This is a genomic window from Amycolatopsis vastitatis (assembly GCF_002234595.1).
GTDB lineage: Bacteria > Actinomycetota > Actinomycetes > Mycobacteriales > Pseudonocardiaceae > Amycolatopsis > Amycolatopsis vastitatis.
The window spans coordinates 77,104-83,969 of record NZ_NMUL01000069.1; the positions used below are offsets into that span (position 1 = coordinate 77,104).

Sequence of the window (6,866 nt, forward strand, 5' to 3'; positions counted from 1 at the left end):
AATTGTCGAACAGGCTTGAAAATTTCCCACCCGTGCGGTTCCATTCTCCTTGGAACGGCACGTGATCGCTGGTGTACGTGCACGGAACCTCCCCTTCCCCCGGCTCGTCACGTCGTCGATCAAAGGAGATCGAATGACCGTGTCCCGCACCGGCCGCCTGGCGAAGGCCGCCCTGTTCCTGACGGCCCTCGCGCTCCCCGCGACCCTGCCCGTCCCCGCCGCCTCGGCCGCGAACTCCCTGACCATGCTGGGCGCGGACGTCTCGACCGCCCAGCGGGCGCTGGACCTCGGCGCGAAGTACGCCGACGCGAACGGCGTCGCCGGCGACCCGCTCGACATCCTGAAGGGTGCCGGCGTGAACTACGTGCGCCTGCGCGTCTGGAACAACCCGCGCAGCGGCTACAACAACAAGGCCAAGGTGCTGCAGTACGCCCGGACGGTGAAGGCCAAGGGCCTCAAGCTGCTGGTCGACTTCCACTACTCCGACACGTGGGCCGATCCCGGCACCCAGACCAAGCCCGCCGCGTGGGCCTCGCACGGCATCGCCGCGCTCCGGACCGATGTCCACGACTACACCTACGACGTCTGCTCGGGCCTCAAGGCGCAGGGCACGACACCGGACAGCGTGCAGATCGGCAACGAGATCAACGTCGGCATGCTGTGGAACGACGGCAAGGTCGTCGACAACAACTTCGCCAACCTCGGGCAGTTGCTGAAAGCGGGCTACAGCGCCACCAAGGCGTGCAACAGCGGCACCCAGGTCGTCATCCACACCGCCGACGCCGACAGTGACGCGCACGCGCGCTGGTTCTACGACGGCATCCGGGCGCAGGGCGTCCAGTGGGACATCACCGGGCTGTCCTACTACTGCTACTGGCACGGCACCACGGCGAACATGGCGACCGTGGTGTCCGACGTGCGGTCCCGGTACGGAAAGCCGGTCATCCTCGCCGAAACGGCGTACCCGTACACGACGGCCAACTACGACAGCAGCCCGAACACCATTTCGGCGGCGCAGCCGTGTTCGGGCTATCCGGCCACCCCCGCCGGCCAGGCCGCGAACTTCACCGCCGTCCAGAACACCGCCCGCGCCGCCGGCGCGATCGGCGTCTTCTACTGGGAACCCACCTGGTACGCGGTGCCGGGCAACGGCTGGGACCCGGCCGACATCGCCGGTTCCGGCAACGGCTGGGAAAACCAGGCCGTGTTCGACCGGAACGGACGGCTCAACCCGAACCTTCGCTGGACGCCCTGACCTCGTCGGCGGTGGATTCGGGAAAGCGTTTTCTCCGATCCGGGCCATCTGCTGAACAGTTAAGCAAATCCAGCGGTTCCGGTCACCGCGGCCGGTGTTCACCCCCAGAGTCCCGTGTTACCGTGGGAGCGCTCCCAGTATGAAACTTTCCTGTCGAGTGCTCTCCAGGAGGTCGGTATGAACTGGCGATTCCTCCGCGCGCTCCTGGCCGGCGTGCTGCTGGCCGCCTGCGCTGTGGTGGCTCCCGCGGCCGCGCAGGCGGCCACGCCGGCGCGGGTCATGGCGCTCGGCGACTCCATCACCGGGTCGCCGGGCTGCTGGCGGGCGCTGCTGTGGAAACACCTCCAGGACACCGGCCACACCGACGTCGACTTCGTCGGCACCCTCCCGGCCCCGGGCTGCGGCTTCGCCTACGACGGCGACAACGAGGGCCACGGCGGCTTCCTGGCCACCGGGATCGTGCGCGACAACCAGCTGCCCGGCTGGCTGTCGGCGACGCACCCGGACATCGTCCTCATGCACCTGGGCACCAACGACGTGTGGAGCAACATCCCGGCGGCCACGATCCTGGACGCCTACACCACGCTGCTCGGCCAGATGCGGGCCGCCAACCCGGCCACCAAGCTGGTCGTCGCCAAGATCATCCCGATGAACCCCGCCAACTGCGCGGCTTGCGGGCAGCGGGTGGTCGAGCTGGACAACGCCATTCCCGCCTGGGCGCAGGCGCACTCCACGGCCGCGTCCCCGATCACCGTGGTCGACCAGTGGACGGGGTTCGACCCCGCGACGGACACCGGTGACGGCGTCCACCCGAACAGCACCACCGGCATCCAGAAGATGGAAAGCCGCTGGTACCCGGCCTTGGTGGCGGCGCTGGGCGGCGACACGCCTGCCGCGACCGGCCTCCACGTCGACGGCACCCGGATCGTCGAGGCCAACGGCAGTCCGTTCGTCATGCGCGGGGTGAACCACGCGTACGTCTGGTACCCGGGCCAGAACCGCGCCTTCGCCGACATCAAGTCCTTCGGCGCCAACACGGTCCGCGTCGTCCTCGGCAGCGGGCAGCGCTGGGGACCGACGCCGGCCGCCGAGGTCACGAGCGTCATCGGGCAGTGCAAGCAGAACCGGCTGATCTGCGTCCTGGAGGTGCACGACACCACCGGGTACGGCGAGCAGAGCGGCGCCGCCACGCTGGACCAGGCGGCCAGTTACTGGATCAGCGTCGCGAGTGCCCTCAAGGGCCAGGAAAACTACGTCGTGATCAACCTGGGCAACGAGCCGTTCGGCAACGACCAGCAGGTGAGCGCGACCTGGGCGAGCGCGACGAGCGGCGCGATCAGCCGGCTGCGGGCCGCCGGGCTGACGCACCTGCTGATGGCCGACGCGCCGATGTGGGGCCAGGACTGGCAGAACATCATGCGCGACAACGCGGCCACGGTGTTCAACGCCGACCCGCAGCACAACACCGTCTTCTCCATCCACATGTACGGCGTCTACGACACCGCGGCCGAGATCACCGCGTACTTCGACAGTTTCCGCACCGCCGGGCTGCCCCTGGTCGTCGGCGAGTTCGGGAGCATGCACACCGACGGCAACCCGGACGAGGACACGATCATGGCCCAGGCGCAGGCCCGCGGCCTCGGTTACCTCGGCTGGTCCTGGAGCGGCAACAGCAGTGACGTCGCGTACCTCGACATGACGAACAACTTCGACCCGGCGAGCCTGACGGCGTGGGGCGAGCGGTTCCTCAACGGCGCCAACGGGATCCGGAAGACCGCCAAGGAAGCCACGATCTACGGCGGCGGCAGCGGGGACACCGAAGCACCCTCCGTCCCGGGCACCCCGGCCGTCTCGGCGGTGACTTCGAGCGGTGCCACGCTGACCTGGACGGCGTCGACCGACAACGTCGGTGTCACCGGCTACGACGTCCTCCGCGCGCCCGGGGCGAGTGGTGGCACGTTCGCCGTGGTCGGTTCGGCCGCGACGACGTCGTTCACCGACAGCGGCTTGGCGGCTTCGAGCACCTACCGCTACCAGGTGCGGGCCAGGGACGCGGCGGGGAACACCTCGGCCGCTTCCGGGATCGCGTCCGTGACCACGAGCGCGGGCGGCGGCACCGGCGCGTGCAAGGTCACCTACGCCGCGTCGAACTGGGGTGGTGGCAACGGGTTCACGGCCAACGTCACCGTCACGAACACCGGCGCGAGCACGGTCACCGGCTGGACGCTGGCCTTCAGCTTCGCCGGGGGCCAGCGGGTGACCCCGCCCGGCTGGGGCGCCACCGTGAGCCAGTCCGGCGCGCAGGTCACCGCGACCAACCTGAGCTGGAACGGCACGCTGGCGCCGAACGCCTCGGCCGGCATCGGCTTCAACGGCTCGTACAGCGGCGCCAACCCGGCGCCGACCGCGTTCACGCTCAACGGCAGCGCCTGCTCGGCGGGCTGAACCATCCACTCAGGACAAAGGAGTCCTCATGTTCCTCCGGCAGCGAGCGGTCATCCTCGCCGGCCTGGCCGCGGCCACCCTGGTTCCCGCGCCGGCGGTGGCCGCGGCCGTCCAGAAAGCGCTTCCCGCCCAGTGCTCGGGCACGGCGCCGATCAAGTGCCACTTCGCCGTTGCCCCCGGCAACTACGACGTCACGGTGGGCCTCGGCAGCACCACGAAGGCGGCCAGCACGTCGATGTCGGTGGAGGCGCGCCGGCAGGTCCTGAACGCCGTCTCGACGAGCGCCGGGCAGGTCGTCCCCACCACCGTGACGGTCAACGTGCGCAACCCGGAGGGCCAGCCCACCGGCCAGGGCGGCACCGGGACCGCGGGCCTGGACATCACGTTCGGCGGCAGCGCGCCCGCGATCGGCTCGCTGAGCGTGACCGCGGCCCAGTCCCCGCTCGTGACGTACCTGGCGGGCGACTCGACCGTCTGCGACCAGCCGGCCGCGCCCTACACGGGCTGGGGGCAGATGCTGCCTGCGAACGTCCGCAACGGCGCCGTGGTCGCCAACTACGCGGACTCCGGCGAAAGCTCGGGCAGTTTCCTGGCCAACAAGGCGCTCTTCCCGACGCTCAAGCCGCTGATCAAGAGCAAGGACCTGGTGCTCATCCAGTTCGGGCACAACGACAAGCAGACGTCGGCGACGGCGTTCCGCGACAACCTCACCAAGATGGTCAACGGCGTGCGCGAGCGCGGCGGCGTCCCCGTGCTGGTCACCCCGCCGGTGCGGCGGCTGTTCAGCGGCACCAAGCTGACCTCGACGGCGTTGCACGTCAACGGCGTGGGCGTGGACCTGCCCGCGGTGATCCGGGCGCTGGGCAAGAGCGCGAACGTGCCGGTGCTCGACCTGACGGCCAAGAGCAAGGCCCTCGTCGAGTCCCTCGGCCCGTCGGCGTCCCAGAAGATCTACCTCACCCAGGCCGCCGACGGCGTCACCGACAACACGCACTTCTCGGTGTACGGGGCGACGCAGATGTCCAACCTGGTGGTGCAAGGCATCCGGGAGCTGAACCTTCCGCTGGTGGCCTTCCTCCGCTGAGTACGTCCACAAAGGAGAGACGAAAGATGCCGATCGGCACCGGAGCGCGGGCAACGACGCTCGCGATGGCGGTCGTGGCCGCGGTGGTCACGGCGGTGAACCCGGCCGCGGCCGCCACCGGTGACGGCTCGCCCACCGACGCGAACATCCGGTACTTCGGACGCTGGGACACCCGCTCGGCGAGTGCGTACGTGCCCGGCTGGACCGGCGCCTACGCGGTGGTCGGGTTCACCGGCACGACGGTGAAACTGCGTCAGCGAAACAGCGTCGACCTGTACACGAGCGTCGACGGCGGTGCCTTGACGTCGTACCGGGCGGTGAGCGGCACGGTGAACCTGACGCCGAACCGGCGCGCCACCGAAGGCTGGCTCACCACCGCCGACACCCCGGACGGCACGCACCCCGACGACACCGGCCACCAGAAGATCGCGGCGCGGCTCGCCGCGCTCCTCGGCTGAGAGCCACGGCAGAACGGAGTTGTCCATGCGTACTTCCGCCCTCAACCGGCGGCTGGCCGCGGCCGCCGCGAGCCTGCTGGTGTTGGGGCTGCTGCCCGGCACCGCGGCGGACGCCGTCGTCCCGGCCGCGTCGCAGGCGGCCAAACCGCAGGTCGACAAGCTGAACCGCGGGGTGGTCAGCGTCCACACCGCGGCCGGCAACCGGGTCGGCTGGCGGCTGCTCGCCGACGACCCGCCCGGTGTCGCCTTCAACGTCTACCGCGACGGCACGCGGGTGACCGGGACACCGGTCAGCGGGCCGACGAGCTTCCTGGACACTGGCGCCCCCGCGGGCGCCCGGTACACCGTGCGCGCGGTCGTTGGCGGCGCCGAGGTGATGTCGGCCTTCGCCGCGGAGGAGTCGCTGACGTTGGACAGCGGTGTCGCCGCGGGCACCCGGGACATCCCGATCCAGCCACCTGCAGGCGGCACCACCCCGGACGGTGTCAGCTACACCTACGCCGCCAACGACGCCAGTGCCGGTGACCTCGACGGTGATGGCCAGTACGAGATCGTGCTGAAGTGGGACCCGACCAATTCGCACGACAACTCGCAGTCCGGCTACACCGGCGACGTCTACGTCGACGCGTACAAGCTGGACGGCACCCGCCTCTGGCGGATCGACCTCGGGCGCAACATCCGGGCCGGCGCGCACTACACGCAGTTCCAGGTCTTCGACTACGACGGCGACGGCAAGGCCGAGGTCGCCATGAAGACCGCGGACGGCACGCGGTCGGGCACCGGCCAGGTCATCGGCAGCGCGAGCGCCGACTACCGCAACTCCAGCGGGTACGTCCTGTCCGGCCCGGAGTTCCTGACCATGTTCAGCGGCCAGACCGGCGCCGCGGTGTCCACGGTGAACTACGACCCGCCGCGCGGCACGGTGTCCTCGTGGGGCGACAGCTACGGCAACCGGGTGGACCGGTTCCTGGCCGGCACGGCGTACCTGGACGGGTCCCACCCGAGCCTGATCATGAGCCGCGGCTACTACACCCGGACCGTGATCGCGGCCTGGGACTTCCGGAACGGCGCGCTGACCGAGCGGTGGAAGTTCGACTCGAACTCGGCCGGCTCGCAGTACACCGGCCAGGGTGACCACCAGCTGGCCATCGCGGACACCGACGGCGACGGCCGGGACGAGATCGTCTTCGGGGCCATGGCCATCGACGACAACGGCAGTCCGCTGTGGAACACCCGGCTCGGCCACGGCGACGCCATGCACGTCGGCGACCTGATCCCGAGCCGGGCCGGGCTGGAAGAGTTCAAAGTGGATGAAGACAAGTCCAAGCCGGCCGCCTGGATGGCCGACGCGAAGACCGGGCAGATCATCTGGCAGAACGCCTCCTGCAACTGCGACAACGGCCGCGGGGTCTCGGACGACATCTACGCCGGCAGCCCCGGCGCCGAGTCGTGGTCGTCCGCGGTGTCCGGGCTGCTGAACACCAGCGGCCAGAACATCGGGCGCAAGCCGTCCTCGACGAACTTCGTCATCTACTGGGACGGTGACGCGCAGCGCGAGCTGCTGGACGGCACCCACATCGACAAGTACGGCACCGGCGGTGACACCCGGCTGCTGACCGCCTCC

At 70.0% G+C, this 6,866-nt stretch carries 5 protein-coding genes; all 5 read left to right on the top strand.

The genetic code is table 11. From position 1 onward, the window contains the following. Window positions 1-133 precede the first annotated feature (133 nt). Entirely contained in the window at window positions 134-1,255 is a 1,122-nt protein-coding gene (locus tag CF165_RS45705; protein WP_093953877.1) for a glycoside hydrolase family 53 protein, read from the top strand. A gap of 177 nt (window positions 1,256-1,432) precedes the next feature. After that, window positions 1,433-3,700 carry a cellulase family glycosylhydrolase gene (locus tag CF165_RS45710; protein ID WP_093953878.1) on the top strand — a complete coding sequence of 756 codons (2,268 nt, stop codon included), beginning with the start codon at window positions 1,433-1,435 and terminating at the stop codon, window positions 3,698-3,700. Window positions 3,701-3,728: 28 nt separating this feature from the next. Then, window positions 3,729-4,784, top strand: coding sequence for a rhamnogalacturonan acetylesterase (locus tag CF165_RS45715; RefSeq protein WP_093953879.1), 1,056 nt, complete (start codon window positions 3,729-3,731; stop codon window positions 4,782-4,784). A 26-nt stretch (window positions 4,785-4,810) separates the two neighbouring features. Continuing rightward, window positions 4,811-5,242: a hypothetical protein gene (locus CF165_RS45720; RefSeq protein ID WP_240522117.1), complete on the top strand. Its 432-nt coding sequence runs from the start codon at window positions 4,811-4,813 to the stop codon at window positions 5,240-5,242. A 25-nt stretch (window positions 5,243-5,267) separates the two neighbouring features. Further along, the coding region (locus CF165_RS45725) for a rhamnogalacturonan lyase (protein ID WP_093953880.1) at window positions 5,268-6,866 on the top strand (1,599 nt) is incomplete at its 3' end.